The following is a 16,201-nucleotide window of genomic DNA, read 5'->3' on the forward strand; positions in this document are numbered from 1 at the left end:
ATCGGCCGCCGGAATCGAACCCCTGGGCTCGAGGTCCATCCGGAAGACGGAAACGGTTTAACGCCGCCGCCGGTAATACGGGTATGGCAGACTGTCCGCTGGCCGACGACTGTCCGAGTTTTTCGGAACGGATCGCGGGAATGGGGTGTCAACACTACGGCGACCGCGGCGGCAAGGAGTGGTGTCAACACTACAACCAGCCGATCGAGGACTTGAAAACGCAACCGGTCAAGGTCGGGGAGGAGGTCGTCATCGACGTCGTCGACATGCACGAGAGCGGTGCTGGCGTCGGCCGCACCGACGACGGCTTCATCGTGATGGTCGACGGCCTGCTGCCCGAAGTCCGCGCCCGCGTCGAGATCACGGAGGTCCACAGCAACCACGCCCGCGCCGAGGAGGTCGAGCGACTGCCCATGGAGCCGGAGGACGACGACGCCGACGCGTCGGACGAGGACGACGCCGACGAGGACGACACCGATCCGACGGACCGCGAACGCCTGGGCAGCCGTGAGAACTTCTGGGGTTCGTAATCGCCGCCAGGACAGTCGGACGAAACCCGGTATCGGACAGTCGTCGGAGCGGTCTTCTCGGAGCGGTCTTGTCGGAGCCGGTTTCTCGAATCTCTCGCCGTTCGAGCCACGCTACCCGTCGAGAACGAGGAATGGGTCCCGACGTTCCGGTTCAGGAAGAGTTTTCCTGTACTCCATGGCACAACACTGCATGGACCGCATTCCGCTGTCGAACTCGGCGTTCGAGGGCGACAACAACGCCTACCTCTTCGACGCCGACGAGGTCGTGCTGGTCGATACCGGCGACTGGATGGCGACCACCCGCGAACAACTCGAGGCGGCCCTCGACGACCGGGGGCTGTCGTTCGCGGACGTCGATCGCATCTTGCTGACCCACTGGCACCACGATCACACCGGCCTCGCCGGCGAGATACAGGCCGAAAGCGGGGCCGAGGTCCACGCACACGCCGCTGACGCCCCGCTGATCGAGGGCGACGAGGACGCCTGGTCGGCGATGCGGGATCGACAGGAGCAATACTTCGAAGAGTGGGGCATCCCCGAAGCGGGTCGCGAGGTGCTCCGGCAGAAGGCCGCCAGCGGGGACGTCGACGTGGCGACGCCCGAGGTAACGCCGTTCGAGGACGGCGCGACGTTCCCGGTCGGCGACACGGAGTTGACCGCGATCCACGCGTCCGGCCACGCGGCGGGCCTCACCGTCTTCGCGTTCGAGGCGGACGGCTCCCGGGAGGTGCTCTCGGGGGACGCCCTCCTGCCCGTCTACACGCCCAACGTCGGTGGCGCGGACGTCCGCGTCGAGGGTCCGCTCGAGCGGTACCTGCGCGCACTCCAGGGGATCGTCGACGCCGACTACGACCGGGCCTGGCCGGGCCACCGCGACCCGATCGACGATCCGGCCGACCGTGCGGGTCACATCATCCACCACCACGAGGAACGCGCGTTCCGGGTGCTCGACGCCCTCGACCGGTTGGGTCCCTGCGACGCCTGGACCGTCAGCGCCGACCTCTTCGGCGACCTCGAGGGCATCCACATCCTCCACGGCCCCGGCGAGTCCTACGCCCACCTCGAGCACCTCGAACGCGCGGGGACGGTCGTCCGGGAGGGCGACGAGTATCGGCTGGCCGACAGCGTCGCCGAACGACTCGCGGACCTGGAGGACGAGTGGTGGCCCCTCGAGTACTGATCGGCCCGTACCGCCGGGGCGTCGGTGCCGCGACTGTGGGGGATCGGGGAAGCTTTGGTCCCACCTGCGCCTAGGCGTCGATATGTGCACGCGAGTCCGACGGCCGACGAGGTGGTCGCGGTGATCGACGAGGTCGAGGAGTTGCTCGAGGAGATCGGGTTCGACCCGGAGACGAGCGTGCTGACCTACCGACAGGCACAGGTGCTCGCGTTGCGGGAACGCGGGGAGTCACAGGCCGACATCGCGGACGCGCTGGGCACGTCGCGGGCGAACGTCTCGTCGGTCGAGGCCAGCGCCCGCGAGAACCTGCGGAAGGCCCGCGAAACGGTCGCGTTCGCGGAGGCGCTTCGCGCCCCGGTTCGGGTCCGTGTGCCCGCCGGCACCGACCTCTACGACGTCCCGGAACTCGTCTACGACGCCTGCGACGAGGCCGGCGTCAAGGTCGATTACTCCGCGCCGGACCTGATGAAGGTCGTCAGCGACGCCGCGGGCGCGGCCGTCTCCGGCCGCCAGATTTCGACGCCGCTGATCGTCGGCGTCACCTCCGAAGGGATGGTTCGCGTTCGCCACCAGAACGAGGTATAGCGCGGGGACGAGACCCTCAGGGGGCGACGAACGCCTCGCAGAGGCATCACCGAGAGTTCGTAATTGTTCCGAAACCTCGAGGGAGCGTCCCCGAGGGCTTTGCCCCTTCGCGTGGTCGAAGCGGCCATGGATCTCGGCCTCGACGACAGTGCGGCACTGGTAACGGCCTCCTCGCGGGGCCTCGGTCTGGCGAGTGCGACGGCGCTGGCCGAAGCGGATGCGAACGTGGCGATCTGTGGCCGCGACGCGGAGCGCCTCGCCGACGCTCGCGAGGACCTGGCGGCGACGGGGGGTGGCGACGTCCTCGCCGTCCGGGCCGACGTCACGGACCCGGACGACGTCGCCCGCCTCGTCGACGAGACGGTCGAAACGTTCGGCGGTCTCGATCACGTCGTCACGTCGGCCGGCGGCCCACCACGTGCGACCTTCCTCGAGACGGACGAACGGGAGTGGTACCGGGCCTACGACCTGCTGGTGATGAGCGTCGTCTGGACGCTCGAACGGGCCCATCGCCACCTGCTCGAGTCCGACCAGGGGACGATCACGGCGATCACCTCGCGGACGGTGCGGGAGGTCACGGACGGCCTCGTGCTGTCCAACGCCGTCCGGCGGGCCGTCGAGGGACTCGTGAAGACGATCGCGCGCGAGTTCGCGCCGGAGATCCGGGCGAACACGGTCCTCCCGGGAACGATCGAGACGGGCCGCATCGAGGACCTCGTCGACGCGCGACTCGAGGAGGGGCGCTACGAGAGCCGGGAGGCGGCGCTCGCGGCGCTGACGAGCGAGATTCCGATGAACCGGCTCGGTCACCCCGAGGAGCTGGGGGACGTCGTGGCGGTTCTCGCCAGCGAGCGCGCGAGTTACGTCACCGGCGCGTCGATCCCGGTCGACGGCGGGCAGTTGCGGAGTTGACGGCTGAGAGAGACACCGTGGAATCAGACGCGGGATGTAGAGCGTGGGTTGGAAGATACGTATCGTCCTGCTATCGTGGACTCGAGGAGTGACCACGCTGCTCACGGCTCACTCGCTCACGGCTCACTTCGTTCCCCGATCGCTTACCGAGGGATTCGCTCCGCTCATCCCTCGCGGTCGCCGTTCGCGTTTCCGAGGCACTCACTTCGATCGCGCCTCGCCCTCCCCAACCGATTGCGGTCCTCGCTCCCTCGCGGCGCTCTGCGCCGCAGCGGTCGCTGTGGTCCTCATCCCTCGCGCGGCTTCGTCGGGCAGCCTCGTGGCACTCGGCTACCCGACAGCACGCGCCAGTATTAAAGTGAAGCACGTACGCATCGATACCGGCTCAGTCGCTACTCAGCAGTAGCCCCTAATCGGCCGAGATTTCGCAGGTCCCCTCGTAGGCGACGTCCTCGACGGACTCGATCTCGGGATCGTCGCCGCAGACGGGACAGGCCGGGTTCGGACGCACGTCGACCGTCTCGAAGCTCATCTCCATCGCGTCGTACATCAGGAGTCGCCCCTCGAGCAGGTCGCCGTTCTCGAGCAGGTACTTGACGACCTCGGTGGCCTGGAGACAGCCGACGGTGCCGGGGAGGACGCCGAGCACGCCGGTGGTCGCGCAGTCGGGAACGGTGCCGGGTTCGGGGGCCTCGGGAAAGATACAGCGGTAGCAGGGCGCGTCTCCGTCGTCTGCCACGGTCGCGTCGTCCGAATTTCGGTCGTTCGTGAACGTCGTCACCTGCCCCTCGAAGCGGTAGATCGCGCCGTGGGAGAGCGGCGTCCCCGAGAGCACGCAGTGGTCGTTCAGGAGGTACCGGGTCGCGAAGTTGTCGCTGGCGTCGAGGACGACGTCGTAGCCGTCGACGAGGTCGGCCACGTTCTCCGCGGTGAGCCGGATCTCGTGGGTCTCGACGTCGACGTCCGGGTTGAGCGCGGCCACGTAGTCGGCCGCGCTCTCGACCTTGGGGCGGCCGACGTCGCCGTCCGCGTGGACAATCTGGCGCTGCAGATTCGACCGTTCGACGGCGTCGTCGTCGACGATGCCCAGTCGCCCGACGCCCGCCGCCGCCAGGTACTGGATCGCCGGCGAGCCCAGTCCACCCGCGCCGACGACCAGCACCGACCCCTCGAGCAGCCGCTTTTGCCCCTCGGGACCGATCTCGTCCATGATGACGTGTCTCGAGTAGCGATCGAGCTGGGTCGCGTCGAGGCGCAGGTCGCTCATATCACCTCGTTGGGCCGATACCGAGAAAAGTCCGCGGTTCGGGGCCGTACCCGTTCCGCGACGATACGACAGCCGAACGACAAGATTGTTACCGGCCGCCGACGAACGCGCAGTCGACGAACCGGAATCCGATCGCACCCCTGACGACCGGAACCCAATGGACGGTACGACGATTCGTGACGGCGTCCGGATCGCACGCGTCGAGTGGCGACGCCACCGACGCGAGCGCGGCGGTCGCTGGAGCGACCGCCTGTTCACGATCGCTCTCCTGACTGTCGCCGTCGCGCTCGGGGCCGGCGCGTTCGCGGGCGGCCGCGCCGTCGCCTCGAGGCCGGCGCTGGCGGACGACGTCGGCCTGCTCGCGACCCTCCTCTTCGTCGCGGTGGCGTGGCGCAGCGCGAACGTAACCCACGAGCGATTCGAACGGTTGAACCCGGAGTTCCTGTTGACCACGGTGCCGGCGAGGGCCGCGGCGCTCGGGCTGGCGCTGTTCGTCTTCGCCCGCGTCGCGGTGATGCTGGCGCTCCCGACGCTCGGCGCTGCGATCGGGGCCGGGCTCGGCCTTCGATCGGCCGGCGTGGCGGTGACGGCGCTGCTGGCGATCGCGGGCGTTGCGAGCCTCGCGGTGACCGTCGGCACCCTGGGCCGCCTCGTCGCCCGCCTCGTGGGGATGCGACTCTCTCGCGGACGGGTCCTCCGAGACCTGCTCATCGTGTTCGGGTGGCTCCCGCTGGTCGTCGGCTGGTTTCTCGTCCAGTATGTCGCCCGGGAGACGTCGCTCTCGTTCGCCGGCCTCCTCGCCTTGATCGGCGTCCAGCCCGTGGCCTGGTTCGGCGACCTCGCGCTCGTCGGCGGATCGATCGGTGCTCCCACCAGGGGTGTGGCCGCACTCGCCACGCTGCTCGCGATTCCCGTCCTGGTCGGGGCGACGAGTGCCGTCGTCCGCCGGATCTGGGAGACCGAGCCCGCGAGCTCGAGTCGCCCGTCCGTCTCGCGATCGGTCGTCGGCGACGGCCCGCTGGAGCGCGTCTTCGGCGGTCGGCTCCCCCGCCCCGTCCTCACCGTCGTCCGCGAACGGCTGCTGCTCGAGCGGCGGGTCCCGCGGGGACTGCTGATGACGGGCTACGTGGTGTTGATCCTCGGCGTGGTCCTCATGCCGACGTTCCTGCTGGGCGGCGGTGCGGTCTTCCTGCTCGTCGCGATCGTCCTCGGGATGGCCGCGGGCATCGCGTTCGCTACCGACCCGCTCGCGGTCGAGTACCGGACGCTGCCGATGCTCGTGACGACCGTCGACGGGCGGCAGTTCGTCGGCGGGCTGGTGCTGGCCGCGCTGATCGCCGGCGTTCCGCTGGTCGCGATCGTGATCGTCCCACTGGGGCTGTACGGCTCCGTGGGCATCGCAGCGACGATCGGGGTCGCCCTGGTCGGGATCGCCGTCTGTGCGTGTACCGCCGCCGTGACGGCGGCGATCGACACGAACGTCGATCGCGACGACCTCGTTCCGATGCCGTTTTTCTTCACGAGCATTCCCACCTACGGCGAACCTGGACTGGCGTCGTTCCTGCGGCTGGCCAAGACCTTCGCGATCGTCACGCTCGTCTGTCTCCCCGCGATGGCCGGGAACAGTCCGCTCGTCTACGACCACCCGGCGACGAGCGCCGTCCCGACGGGCGTCGTCCGACTCGGCTCCCTGCTGGCGACGATCCTGCTGGCGACCGCCGTCGCCGCGATCGCGTTCCGGATCGCCGTCGGACGGTTTCGCGCGATAACACTGGACTGACCACCGATGACCGACCGATCACCCACCGAGACGACCGCCGACCGAACCGAGAGCCGATCGACCGGGACCGAATCGACGGACGCCGACTCCCTCGAGAGGGACGCCGACAACCCCCCGGCCGCGAACGATCCCGCGATCGTCGCGCGCGGGCTAACGAAACGGTACGGCTCGACGACGGCCGTCGACGGCCTGGACCTCGAGATCGACGCCGGGACCATCTACGGGTTCCTCGGGCCGAACGGCGCGGGGAAGACGACCACGATCCGGATGCTGGCGTCCCTGACCCCGCCGACCGAGGGAGCGGGTCGCGTCGCCGGCGTCCCGATCACCGACCGCGAGCGCCTCGTCGACCACATCGGCTACCTCCCCGAGTCGCCGCCGATCCACGAGGAACTCACCGCCCGCGAGCAACTCGAGTACCACGGCGGCCTCCGCGGGATGGACCCCGCAGCGATCGACGACCGGATCGACGCCCTGCTCGAGCGGTTCGACCTCGCCGACGACGCCGACGACCGGATCGTCACCTACTCGAAGGGGATGCGTCAGAAGACGGGGCTGATCCAGGCGATCATGCACGACCCCGACGTGGTCTTCCTCGACGAACCGACCGGCGGCCTCGACCCGCGAGCCACGCGGACGGTCCGCGAAGTGCTGACCGAGCTGGCCGACGAGGGCACGACCGTCTTCCTCTCGACGCACGTCCTTCCGGTCGTCGAGCAGGTTGCGACCGAGGTCGGCATCCTCTACGACGGGACGCTCGTCGAATCCGGTCCGCCAGACGAGTTGATCGAGCGACTCGAGCACGGCGCGGACTCGACGCTCGAGGACGTCTTCCTCGAAGTGACGACCGACGAGTGAGCCACGAGAGGGTCAGGCAGGGAACCACAGCATCGCGATCGTCACGAGGAGGACCACGACCATCGTGCCGACGACCGTCACGGCCACCTCCCGCATCGACGGCTCTCGATCGGTCGTCTGCGGGCCGGACCGGAGTCTGAAGCCCCCGGTCGCCGCGAAGGCGAGGCCGGCGACGACGTTCAGCGCGTCCAGCCTTGACACCGAGCCGTCGGCGACGCCGGAGGCCGCCATGTAGACGCCCAAGGCGACGAAGCCCACGGCGTGGAACTGCCACCACTCGAGCGTCCGGCCGGCGACGACGACCCGCTCTCGCAGGCCGGCTAGCAGGAACGCGACCGCGCCGGTCGCGATCGCCGCCGCGCCGACACCTTCCGCCAACGAGAGCGCGGCCGGGTCGACGTCCCCGAGCACGGCCATCGCTACGAGCAACCCGAAAAGCACCACCCCCAGCGCGAGGCTGATCCGCCGTTCGTACTCGGACATACCCCGCACTACGTGTCGGACGGGTAATAAGTGTGGACATACGTAGTCGATCGCGAGGATTCCGCGTAAATCGATCCCTGGCGCGACGAGTCGCGGAATCTCGAGTGGGCGTCGGTATCTGTCGGTGCAGCAGGTGGCGTCGGGCGTCCGCGCAGAGCTACTGTTCCGCGCAGATCTCGACGACGTTCCGCAGACTGCGCAGCCCCGTCTCACGCGCCCACCTTTTTGCCGCTCGGGTCGGCAACGCCGACCGCTCGCGGCAAAAACCCGGACCAAAAAGCACCGCTCACTCCCACTGGTCGTTCGCGGTCCAACTACTGTTCACTACAGATCTCGACGAAGTTCCGCAGAATGCGCAGCCCCGTCTCGCCGCTCTTCTCGGGGTGGAACTGCGTGCCGAAGACGTTGCCGGCGTCGTTGGCGACGATCGACGGGAACTCACGGCCGTAGTCGGTGCTCGCGACCGTCGCGAAGCCGTCGTCGGGAACCGCGTAGTAGGAGTGGACGAAGTAGGCGTACTCCCCGTCGATACCCTCCACGAGCGGGTGGTCGCGCTCGACCTCGAGTTCGTTCCAGCCCATGTGGGGGACCTTCTGGCCCTCGGCGAAGCGGACGTTCGTGCCCGGGATGAGGTCCAGTCCCTCGACGGCCGACTCGCCGTCGGTCGTTCCCTCCTCGCTGTCGGTCAGTAACATCTGCATGCCGAGGCAGATACCGAACAGCGGCTGGTCGCGTTCGGCGACCGCGAGCAGGTCCTCGCGGATGGGGGCGGCGTTCTCGACGCCCTCACGGAACGCGCCGACGCCCGGCAGGACGACGCCGTCGGCCGCGGCGAAGGCGTCCGGATCGTCGGTGATCTCGACGGCCGCGCCGGCCCGCTCGAGCCCGCGGGTGACGCTGCGCAAGTTGCCCAGGCCGTAGTCGACGACGACCACGGACGCCAGCGCCTCCTCGGGCGGTTCAGTGGCGATGCTCATACCGGAACTGGGGAGCCAGCGGGTAAGTGCGTTGCCCTTCGTGCAATCGGCAGCCCGACGGTTCAGTCCCGACGGCGGGCGCTCGAGCGCCGCGCCGACAGCGACGAACGGCGCAGCCGACGGCGCGAAACGGACGTCAGCGCGTCGACTCCGGAAGCCGACCGACGGTGACGAAAAACGGGACCGTCTCGGACCGCCTGTACGCGCGCTCTTCCATCTGATCGACCACGTCACGGCCCATCTCGCGCCACGCGCCCCGGAGGTCGTCGTACTCCGCGGGGTCCATCGACCCGGCGAGCATCGTCTCCCGGTCGTCGGCCAGCCCGGAGCCGACGGCTTTGCGCCGCGCGGCCAGCAGCGCGGCCTCGCTGTAGGGCGGTTCGACCGTCCGCACGTGATCGTACCGTCGCGTCTCGAGCACCTCGAGTCCCGCCGCGTCGAACGCGTCGGCCGCGTCGGCTCCGAGGGCGACGTCCGTGTCGACGCCCTCGAGGTAGGCCTCCCGGGCGCGGCGCTCGAGGCGATCCTCGCTCTCGACGCTCGAGTCGACCTCGACGGCGGCGTTGTTCGGTTCGACCGCGGCCACGAGGTCCCGCGAGACGCGGGCGAACTCAGCGACGGCCTCGCCCGGGTCGGGCAGGTTGATCAACAGCGCCTGACAGACCACCAGATCGAACGCGTCGTCGGCGAACGGCAACGACAGCGCGTCGCCAGCGACGACGGGGACGTGCTCGCGAGCAGCCGCGAGCAGTTCCGGGTCAGCGTCGCAGCCGAGCACCTCGCCCGGCGACTCGGCGTCCAAGACGCGGCTCAACTCGCCGGTCCCACAGCCGACGTCGAGGATTCGCTCGCGATCCCCGAGCGACAGCGGCTCGAGGGCCTCCCGGGAGTCGTCCCACATCCCTTCGCGGGTTCGCTCGAGGTACGATTCGGAGAACGTCCGCACGGCCGACCCTTCGATGGATTCGAGTAAAAACGGGTCGGTTTGGATCGATCCGAACCAGCTACTACCGAATTCCTGCTCAGTGGCAGTGGCGTGCGCTGTCGATCGGCCGAGAGATTGCGAGGCCGATCGACGAAACCGCGCGAGGTCTTCACGAACGGAGTGAGTGAAGTCGTTCGAGACGGCTTCGCCGTCTCGTGATGCGGAAAATCTCCGATTTTTCAGCAGGTTGGAAGACGCTTGCGTCTTCCAGTGGACGAGTGAGGGAGCGGAGCGACCGAACGAGTCGGCTGGGGAGTGCGAGGGATGAGCGGAGCGAATCCCTCGGCTAGCGAACGGTGAACGGAGTGAGACGTGAGCACCGTGGTCACTCCTCGAGTCCACGATAGCAGGACGGTCCCTCAGTTGGTGGGTATCTACTAGTCGCTGGGTTCGAATGGAAGCCGCCCGGCCGACGCTCGACTGTGTTTCGGGGCTACTCGTCGTCGGGTGCCAGCGCGGTCATCGTCTCGCGGATCTGCTCCTCGTTGGCTCCGCGCGGGAAACTGACCCAGACCGCGTCGATGCCGTCGACGGCCTCGTAGCGCTCCATGCTCTCGCGAGCCGTCTCGAGGTCGCCGGCCGCACAGAGCTGATCGAGCAGGTCGTCGCCGATCAACTCGAGGGCGCGTTCCCGGTCGCCCTCCTGCCAGGCCTCGTGGACGTCGACGGCCTCGTCGTAGCCCTGTCGCTCGAGGGCGTCCCGGTAGAAGGTGCCCATGCCGCCGATGTAGAAGGCAGTGTGCTGGCGGGCGAGTTCGCGGGCGCGCTCGGCGTCCTCGAGGACGCAGGCCGTGACGCCGACACGGACCGAGACGTCCTCCGGATCGCGGTCGCCCAGTTCGGCACCGCGTTCGATGTCCTCGAGACGGTCGCGGGCACCGTCGGGAGTGAGCATGATGCCGTGCCAGCCGTCCGCGAACCGGCCGGCGAGTTCGACCGCCTTGGGACCCATGCCGGTGACTTCGATCGGCGGCATCGGTTCCGGCGGCTCACAGCGGAGCCGGAAGCCCGACAGCGAGAAGTTCTCGCCGTCGTACTCGACCTCCTCGCCCGAGAGGACCTGCCGAACGATATCGACGGTCTCGCGGGTTCGCCGGAGAGGATTGCCGTACTCCCGGCCGTGCCAGTTCTCGATCACGATGGGACCGCTCGGGCCGATTCCGAGCCGGAACCGGCCGTCGGAGACCTCCTGGAGGGTGGCGGCGGTCTGACCCAGCAGCGCCGGCGAGCGCGAGTAGGTGTTGACGATGCTCGGCCCGAGGTCGATCGAGTCGGTGTGCTCGGCGATCGAGGTCAGGACGGTCACCGCGTCCCGACCCCAGGTCTCGGGGAGCCAGGCGCAGTCGTAGCCCAGTTCTTCGGCGGTCTGGGCGTAGTCGACCAGCGCGTCGACCGTCGGCTGTGCGGCGACCGGAAGGTGAACCTCTCTGTCAGTCATCACCTCGCAGAAAATACGCCAATCCATTTGGGTGTATGGGAACCGATCGCTCGATCACTCCCGTTTACGCACGCCGCCGTCAGAAAACGGAACGCATCGCCGGATCGTCAGTAGCCGACGCCGAGTCGCGAGTGGATCGCCTCGCCGTCCTCGAGTTCGTCGACGAACGCGATGGCGAAGTCCTCCATCGAGACGTAGCTCTCGCCGTCCTCGTCGACGACGAGTTCGCCCTCGGCGGTCCGGTACTCGCCGGTCCGCTCGCCGGGTTCGATCATGGCGGCCGGCGCGACGTAGCTCCACCGGACGTCCTCCGCCTCGCGGAAGGCCTCGAGCGCGTCGAGGGCCGCGCTGGCGACCGGTTCGAACGCCTCGGGGAAGTCGTCGGTCTCGATGAGCAGCGTGTCCTCGTCGACGTGCAGGCCGCCAGCGCCGCCCGTCCAGACGAGGCGGTCGACGCCGGCCTCCCGCAGGCCCTCGACGACCGCCTCGGCCATCTCCGGGAGGACGTCGGGATCCTCGTCCTTGGAGGGACCCAGCGCCGAGGCGACCGCGTCGTGGCCCGCGGCTAGGTCGGCGACCCCGTCTGCGTCCGTTGCGTCGCCGGCGACCGCCTCGAAGTCGGGGTCGTCGATTCCGTCGACCTCTCCGCTGCGGGAGACGCCGGTCACCGCGTGTCCGCGCTCGAGCAGTTCCGTCGCGATTCGTCGGCCGATTCGTCCGCTCGCACCGAGTAGGAGTACCTTCATGGTGAGATCTATCGTCAGTCGGTCGGCTTCGATACTGGCTTCGACGACCCGTTCGTCAAGGCGGCCGCGCTCTCGCGCACCCGCCCCGAACGACGGTGGTTACATCGTCATACCTGGTGTTGAATCGTGACCGTCATATAGTTCAGCGAACGTCGGCATGACCACGTGACGTCGACGTCATCAGGATCGGATCTGGAGGCGAAGTACGAGGACTGCCCGGTGATCGAGACGCTCGAGGAGGTCGGTTCCCGGTGGCGGCTGACGGTCATCCACGTCCTCCGGGAGGGCGAGTTGCGGTTCAACGAACTCAAGCGCGCGACCGGTGCGAACGCCCAGACCCTCTCGCGCGTCCTCGAGGACCTCGAGGAACACGGCTACGTCGACCGGCGGGTCGAGGAGGAGAGCCCGGTCGCGGTCTACTACTCGCTGACCCGGAAGGGGGAGGAACTGCTCACGGCGTTCGACGAAATCGCCGTATGGGGCGAGAAGTGGATCGACGAGGACTGATCGGAACCGATGCGGCGCGATCGCTTAGACGTCGTGTTCCTCGCTGATCTGGGGGACGCCCTGGACCGTGATGGTCTCGCCGACGAGGTACGAGGCGGCGGGGCTGGCGAGGAACTGGGTGACGTCGGCGATCTCCTCGACGGTCCCGATGCGGCGGGCGACCTCCTCCCGGTCGATGTTGTCCGCGGAGACGCCCATCTGGCTCTCGACGCCCGGCGTGGCGACGAACCCCGGCGCGATGCAGTTGACGCGGACGTCGTCCTCTGCCCACTCGTAGGACAGCGTCGTCGTGAAGTTGATGACCGCGGCCTTGGCCGCGCCGTAGTGGCTCATCAGCGGCGACCCGCGCTGGCCGGCGACGCTGGCGAAGTTGATCACCGAGCCGCCGCCGTCCTTGAGGTGGTCGGCGGCCGCCTGCACGCAGTTGTAGGTACCGTGGAGGTTGATGTCGACGATGGTCTTCCAGCCGTTCTCGGAGATGTCGTCGAACTCGGCCATGAACGACGCGCCGGCGTTGTTGACCAGCACGTCGACGCCACCGAACTGCTCGACGGTCGCCTCGACGAGCGCGTCGACGGCCTCGCGGTCGGTGACGTCACACTCGACCGCCAGCGCCTCGCCGTCGGCGTCGCTGTCGTTGATCTCATCCGCGACGGGGTCGACGTTGTCCTGTTCGCGCGAACAGACCACGACGTCGACGCCGTCCTCGGCGAACCGTTCCGCGATACCGCGTCCGATGCCGCTCGAGGAACCGGTGACGATGGCGACGTCGCCATCGACGCTGAACTGCTCGGTGCTCATACGTCCTCACTCGAGGAGTCGAAGTCGGAAGTTACCATTGTTATGCTACACAGACGTGTTCGAAGCAATTGTTAATAAATATGTGTGGCGACGCGCCGTCGCGAGAAACGCCAGTCAACCGACGAGGAGTGGAAAACTGGCCGACTGCGGGAGGATGGAGGAACACCTATATGCGAAATCGTCCAAGCTAGTCCCATGGATTTCCGTCTCACGGACGAGCAGCGACAGATCACCGAGACCGTCGCGGAGTTCGTCGACGAGGAGGTCGTCCCCGTCGCCGACGAAATCGACGAGACGGACGAGTTCCCACACGACCTGGTCGACGAACTCGCCGAGTTGGGACTGATGGGGATGCCGTTCCCCGAGGAGTACGGTGGGGCCGGCCTCGACTACCACGCGTATCCGGCCGCCTTAGAGGAGATCGCTCGCGGGTCGGGCGGCCTGGGGACGATCGTCGCGGCCCACATCTCACTGGCGGGTAACATGCTCTACGAGTTCGGCGACGAGCGACAGAAGGAACGGTTCCTGACGCCGCTGGCCGAGGGTGAGGACATCGGCGCGTTCGCCCTCTCGGAGGCCGGTGCCGGCAGCGACGTGCCCTCGATGGAGACGACCGCTTCTCGGGACGGCGACGGCTACCGGGTAAACGGCGGCAAACTGTGGATCTCCAACGGGTCGGTCGCGGACACCGTCACCCTGTTCGCGAAGACGGACCCGGACGCCGGGCGGGACGGCATCTCCTCGTTCGTCGTCCGCCCCGAGGAGGACGACGGCTTCATCGTCGAGGGGACGGAGGACAAACTCGGCGACAAGGGCTGTCCGACCGCCGAACTCCGCTTCGACGACCTCTGGCTCCCCGAGGACCGCCTGCTCGGCGAGGAGGGCGACGGCTTCATCCAGGCGCTGAAGACCCTGAACGGCGGTCGCATTACGATCGCCGCCCGATCGATCGGCATCGCGCAGGCCGCCCTCGACGAGGCGCTCCAGTACAGCAAGGACCGCGAGCAGTTCGACCAGCCCATCGCCGAGTTCCAGTCGATCCAGCACAAACTGGCCGACATGGACACGAAGATCCGCGCCGCGCGCCTGCTGATGCACGACGCCGCCGACAGGAAGATGCGCGGCGAGAACTTCGTCAAGGAGGCCGCCCAGGCGAAACTCTACGCCAGCGAGATCTCCCGCGAGGTCGCCAACGAGGGAATCCAGATCCACGGCGGCTACGGCTACACGAAGGACTTCGCCGCCGAGCGCTTCTACCGCGACGCCAAACTCAACGAGATCTACGAGGGCACCAGCGAAGTGCTCCGGAACACCATCGCACAGCAACTGCTGGCCTGATCGCGGACCCGTCTTCTCCGGCGAACAGCCGATCGGCTATCCCTCGTTCTCGAGTTCTCGCCTGACCCAACACCTTTGGTCTCGACGTGGAAGAAGGCCCCATGCCAGGTGATACCGTCTCGCTCGAGTTCGATGGCGACGTCGCGACGCTGACCGTGGATCGACCGGACGCACTGAACGCGTTGAACGTGGAGACGCTCGAGGCGATGGCCGACGCGCTCGGGGAGGCCGAAGCCGAGGACGCCCGCGCGTTGATCCATCACGGGTGCCGGCGACGACGCGTTCATCGCGGGCGCGGACATCGCGTACATGCAGGACCTCTCGGTCGCGGAGGCCCAGGAGTGGGGCACGCTCGGTCACGCGGTCGCCGACGCCCTCGAGTCGTTCCCCGCGCCGACGATCGCGGCGGTCAACGGCTACGCCTTCGGCGGCGGCTGTGAGATGGCGCTGGCCTGCGACCTGCGGATCGCGAGCGAGTCGGCGGTGATCGGCAACACGGAGATCGACCTCGGGATCATTCCGGGCTGGGGCGCGACCCAGCGGCTTCCGCGCCTCGTCGGCGACGAGACGGCCCGGCGGATGATCTACCTCGGCGAGCGACTGGACGCCGAGAGCGCCGCCGAAGCGGGACTCGTCGGCGAGGTGGTCGCCGATGACGACCTCGAGGCCGTCGCATTCGACCTCGCCGAGCGCCTCGCGGCCCAGCCCGCCTTCGCGCTCCGGGCGGCGAAAGCGGCGATCAACCAGGGGCTCGAGGGATCGCAGGCGGCCGCGCTGGAGTACGAGCAACGGGCGTTCGCGGGCTGTTTCGGGACGCCGGACCAGCGCGAGGGAATGACCGCGTTCCTCGAGGATCGCGACCCCGAGTTCGAGTGAGCGTCCGCCGCCGGCCCCGCGGAACGGACCTTTCAAGTAACCTCCACGAGAGATGGGCACCGAGTACGCCGGCCGGACGCCGGACGACGAGACAGCCATGACTGCTCGAGGCACACGGGAGGCGACGGGAGGAATCGCCAGCGATCGACCACAGCGCGTCGCGAAGAGTCGTCGATACGAGCGGGTGAGTCGCCGATGAACGCCGACCGCAGCGACGGAGCCGACGAAGCGGACGCGGACTCGAGCCCGTGGGAGGCCGTCTTCTGGGACATCGGCGGCGTCATCCTCGATCTGGAGTCCGTCCAGTCGGCCCACGCGGCGTTCGTCGCGGACCTCGTCGCCGAGTACGACCTCGAGGTGGACGTCGACGAGGCCGTCGAGACGTGGCGGACCGCGGTCGGGGACTACTTCCGCGAGCGCGACGGCACGGAGTTCCGATCGGCCCGCGAGGGCTACGCGAGGGGCGTCGAAGCCATCGTCGGCGAATCTCTCCCGGAAGAGGCGTGGAAACCGACGTTCGACGAGCACGTCCAGTCGTCGATCCGGCCGATCCCGGGGGCCGTCGAGGCGATCGAGGAACTCGCCGAGCGGGACCTCCACGTCGGCGTGATCAGCGACGTCGACGACGACGCCGGCAGGGAGATGCTCGAGGCCTTCGACGTCCGCGAGGCGTTCGACTCGATCACGACCTCCGAGGAAGTCGGCCGGACGAAACCCGATCCCGCGATCTTCGAGACCGCCCTCGAGAAAGCGGGCGTCGATCCCGGTCGCTCGCTGATGATCGGCGATCGCTACGATCACGACGTGAAGGGGGCCGACGAGATGGGAATGCACGGCGTCGCCTTCGGGGCCGAGGACGGCCCCGCCGTCGGCTACCGGATCGACTCGCCCGAGGAGATCCTTGCCGTCGTCGACGACGAGCGACCGAGTCAGTAAGC

General features: G+C 68.4%; 16 protein-coding genes and 1 pseudogene. 10 read left to right on the top strand and 7 right to left on the bottom strand.

The annotated features are described in order from the left end of the window. Nucleotides 1–83: 83 nt before the first annotated feature. The 4 genes from TX79_RS12860 (at nucleotide 84) to TX79_RS12875 (ending at nucleotide 3,207) form a co-directional block, all read left to right on the top strand. Nucleotides 84–530 carry a TRAM domain-containing protein gene (locus TX79_RS12860; protein ID WP_049927841.1) on the top strand — a complete coding sequence of 149 codons (447 nt, stop codon included), beginning with the start codon at nucleotides 84–86 and terminating at the stop codon, nucleotides 528–530. A gap of 190 nt (nucleotides 531–720) precedes the next feature. Then, nucleotides 721–1,710, top strand: coding sequence for an MBL fold metallo-hydrolase (locus TX79_RS12865; protein WP_049928390.1), 990 nt, complete (start codon nucleotides 721–723; stop codon nucleotides 1,708–1,710). A gap of 120 nt (nucleotides 1,711–1,830) precedes the next feature. Beyond that, complete coding sequence (locus TX79_RS12870; protein WP_049928391.1) at nucleotides 1,831–2,295, top strand: Tfx family DNA-binding protein; 465 nt, start codon at nucleotides 1,831–1,833, stop codon at nucleotides 2,293–2,295. 126 nt (nucleotides 2,296–2,421) lie between these two features. Next, nucleotides 2,422–3,207, top strand: a complete 786-nt coding sequence (locus tag TX79_RS12875) for an SDR family oxidoreductase (protein ID WP_049927842.1) — start codon at nucleotides 2,422–2,424, stop codon at nucleotides 3,205–3,207. Between the two features lie 409 nt (nucleotides 3,208–3,616). On the opposite strand, the gene ubaA is transcribed toward TX79_RS12875, so the two are convergent. After that, the gene (ubaA, locus tag TX79_RS12880) at nucleotides 3,617–4,474 is read right to left on the bottom strand and encodes an SAMP-activating enzyme E1 (RefSeq protein ID WP_049927843.1); all 858 of its coding nucleotides are present in this window, start codon (nucleotides 4,472–4,474) and stop codon (nucleotides 3,617–3,619) included. A 157-nt stretch (nucleotides 4,475–4,631) separates the two neighbouring features. Between ubaA and TX79_RS12885 the strand changes: the two genes are divergently transcribed. After that, nucleotides 4,632–6,254: a hypothetical protein gene (locus tag TX79_RS12885; RefSeq protein WP_049928393.1), complete on the top strand. Its 1,623-nt coding sequence runs from the start codon at nucleotides 4,632–4,634 to the stop codon at nucleotides 6,252–6,254. 6 nt (nucleotides 6,255–6,260) lie between these two features. Further along, entirely contained in the window at nucleotides 6,261–7,112 is an 852-nt protein-coding gene (locus tag TX79_RS12890; RefSeq protein WP_081655565.1) for an ABC transporter ATP-binding protein, read from the top strand. Nucleotides 7,113–7,124: 12 nt separating this feature from the next. On the opposite strand, the gene TX79_RS12895 is transcribed toward TX79_RS12890, so the two are convergent. The 5 genes from TX79_RS12895 to TX79_RS12915 all read right to left on the bottom strand — a co-directional run bounded on the left by TX79_RS12895 (nucleotide 7,125) and on the right by TX79_RS12915 (nucleotide 11,741). Then, on the bottom strand, nucleotides 7,125–7,595 hold the full coding sequence (locus TX79_RS12895; protein ID WP_049927844.1) for a hypothetical protein: 471 nt from the start codon (nucleotides 7,593–7,595) through the stop codon (nucleotides 7,125–7,127). Nucleotides 7,596–7,909: 314 nt separating this feature from the next. Next, nucleotides 7,910–8,572, bottom strand: coding sequence for an imidazole glycerol phosphate synthase subunit HisH (gene hisH / locus TX79_RS12900; RefSeq protein ID WP_049927845.1), 663 nt, complete (start codon nucleotides 8,570–8,572; stop codon nucleotides 7,910–7,912). A 136-nt stretch (nucleotides 8,573–8,708) separates the two neighbouring features. Continuing rightward, nucleotides 8,709–9,518 carry a class I SAM-dependent methyltransferase gene (locus tag TX79_RS12905; protein ID WP_049927846.1) on the bottom strand — a complete coding sequence of 270 codons (810 nt, stop codon included), beginning with the start codon at nucleotides 9,516–9,518 and terminating at the stop codon, nucleotides 8,709–8,711. Nucleotides 9,519–9,990: 472 nt separating this feature from the next. Further along, nucleotides 9,991–10,995 (bottom strand): TIGR04024 family LLM class F420-dependent oxidoreductase, encoded by a 1,005-nt coding sequence (locus tag TX79_RS12910; RefSeq protein WP_049928396.1) that lies wholly within the window; start codon nucleotides 10,993–10,995, stop codon nucleotides 9,991–9,993. Between the two features lie 107 nt (nucleotides 10,996–11,102). Next, complete coding sequence (locus TX79_RS12915; protein ID WP_049927847.1) at nucleotides 11,103–11,741, bottom strand: NAD(P)-dependent oxidoreductase; 639 nt, start codon at nucleotides 11,739–11,741, stop codon at nucleotides 11,103–11,105. 165 nt (nucleotides 11,742–11,906) lie between these two features. On the opposite strand from TX79_RS12915, the gene TX79_RS12920 reads away from it, so the two are divergent. Further along, entirely contained in the window at nucleotides 11,907–12,248 is a 342-nt protein-coding gene (locus TX79_RS12920) for a winged helix-turn-helix transcriptional regulator (protein ID WP_049927848.1), read from the top strand. Nucleotides 12,249–12,272: 24 nt separating this feature from the next. Here the strand turns inward: TX79_RS12920 and TX79_RS12925 are convergent, their stop codons facing one another. Beyond that, nucleotides 12,273–13,049 carry an SDR family NAD(P)-dependent oxidoreductase gene (locus TX79_RS12925; protein ID WP_049927849.1) on the bottom strand — a complete coding sequence of 259 codons (777 nt, stop codon included), beginning with the start codon at nucleotides 13,047–13,049 and terminating at the stop codon, nucleotides 12,273–12,275. 195 nt (nucleotides 13,050–13,244) lie between these two features. On the opposite strand from TX79_RS12925, the gene TX79_RS12930 reads away from it, so the two are divergent. From TX79_RS12930 to TX79_RS12940, 3 genes and pseudogenes are all read left to right on the top strand, one after another. Continuing rightward, complete coding sequence (locus TX79_RS12930; protein WP_049927850.1) at nucleotides 13,245–14,387, top strand: acyl-CoA dehydrogenase; 1,143 nt, start codon at nucleotides 13,245–13,247, stop codon at nucleotides 14,385–14,387. A gap of 101 nt (nucleotides 14,388–14,488) precedes the next feature. Next, nucleotides 14,489–15,263, top strand: a pseudogene (locus tag TX79_RS12935) (enoyl-CoA hydratase/isomerase family protein). Between the two features lie 195 nt (nucleotides 15,264–15,458). Continuing rightward, nucleotides 15,459–16,199, top strand: coding sequence for an HAD family hydrolase (locus TX79_RS12940; RefSeq protein ID WP_049927851.1), 741 nt, complete (start codon nucleotides 15,459–15,461; stop codon nucleotides 16,197–16,199). Nucleotides 16,200–16,201 lie beyond the last annotated feature (2 nt).

The sequence above is a fragment of the Halopiger goleimassiliensis genome (assembly GCF_000455345.1).
Taxonomy (GTDB): domain Archaea; phylum Halobacteriota; class Halobacteria; order Halobacteriales; family Natrialbaceae; genus Halopiger_A; species Halopiger_A goleimassiliensis.

Bases quoted from the DNA above. Each gene is read 5' to 3' on its own strand.
- ubaA (WP_049927843.1), bottom strand. From the start codon at position 4,474: ATGAGCGACCTGCGCCTCGACGCGACCCAGCTCGATCGCTACTCGAGA.
- TX79_RS12895 (WP_049927844.1), bottom strand. From the start codon at position 7,595: ATGTCCGAGTACGAACGGCGGATCAGCCTCGCGCTGGGGGTGGTGCTT.
- TX79_RS12915 (WP_049927847.1), bottom strand. From the start codon at position 11,741: ATGAAGGTACTCCTACTCGGTGCGAGCGGACGAATCGGCCGACGAATC.
- TX79_RS12875 (WP_049927842.1), top strand. From the start codon at position 2,422: ATGGATCTCGGCCTCGACGACAGTGCGGCACTGGTAACGGCCTCCTCG.
- hisH (WP_049927845.1), bottom strand. From the start codon at position 8,572: ATGAGCATCGCCACTGAACCGCCCGAGGAGGCGCTGGCGTCCGTGGTC.
- TX79_RS12890 (WP_081655565.1), top strand. From the start codon at position 6,261: ATGACCGACCGATCACCCACCGAGACGACCGCCGACCGAACCGAGAGC.
- TX79_RS12925 (WP_049927849.1), bottom strand. From the start codon at position 13,049: ATGAGCACCGAGCAGTTCAGCGTCGATGGCGACGTCGCCATCGTCACC.
- TX79_RS12940 (WP_049927851.1), top strand. From the start codon at position 15,459: ATGAACGCCGACCGCAGCGACGGAGCCGACGAAGCGGACGCGGACTCG.
- TX79_RS12910 (WP_049928396.1), bottom strand. From the start codon at position 10,995: ATGACTGACAGAGAGGTTCACCTTCCGGTCGCCGCACAGCCGACGGTC.
- TX79_RS12865 (WP_049928390.1), top strand. From the start codon at position 721: ATGGACCGCATTCCGCTGTCGAACTCGGCGTTCGAGGGCGACAACAAC.
- TX79_RS12930 (WP_049927850.1), top strand. From the start codon at position 13,245: ATGGATTTCCGTCTCACGGACGAGCAGCGACAGATCACCGAGACCGTC.
- TX79_RS12860 (WP_049927841.1), top strand. From the start codon at position 84: ATGGCAGACTGTCCGCTGGCCGACGACTGTCCGAGTTTTTCGGAACGG.
- TX79_RS12885 (WP_049928393.1), top strand. From the start codon at position 4,632: ATGGACGGTACGACGATTCGTGACGGCGTCCGGATCGCACGCGTCGAG.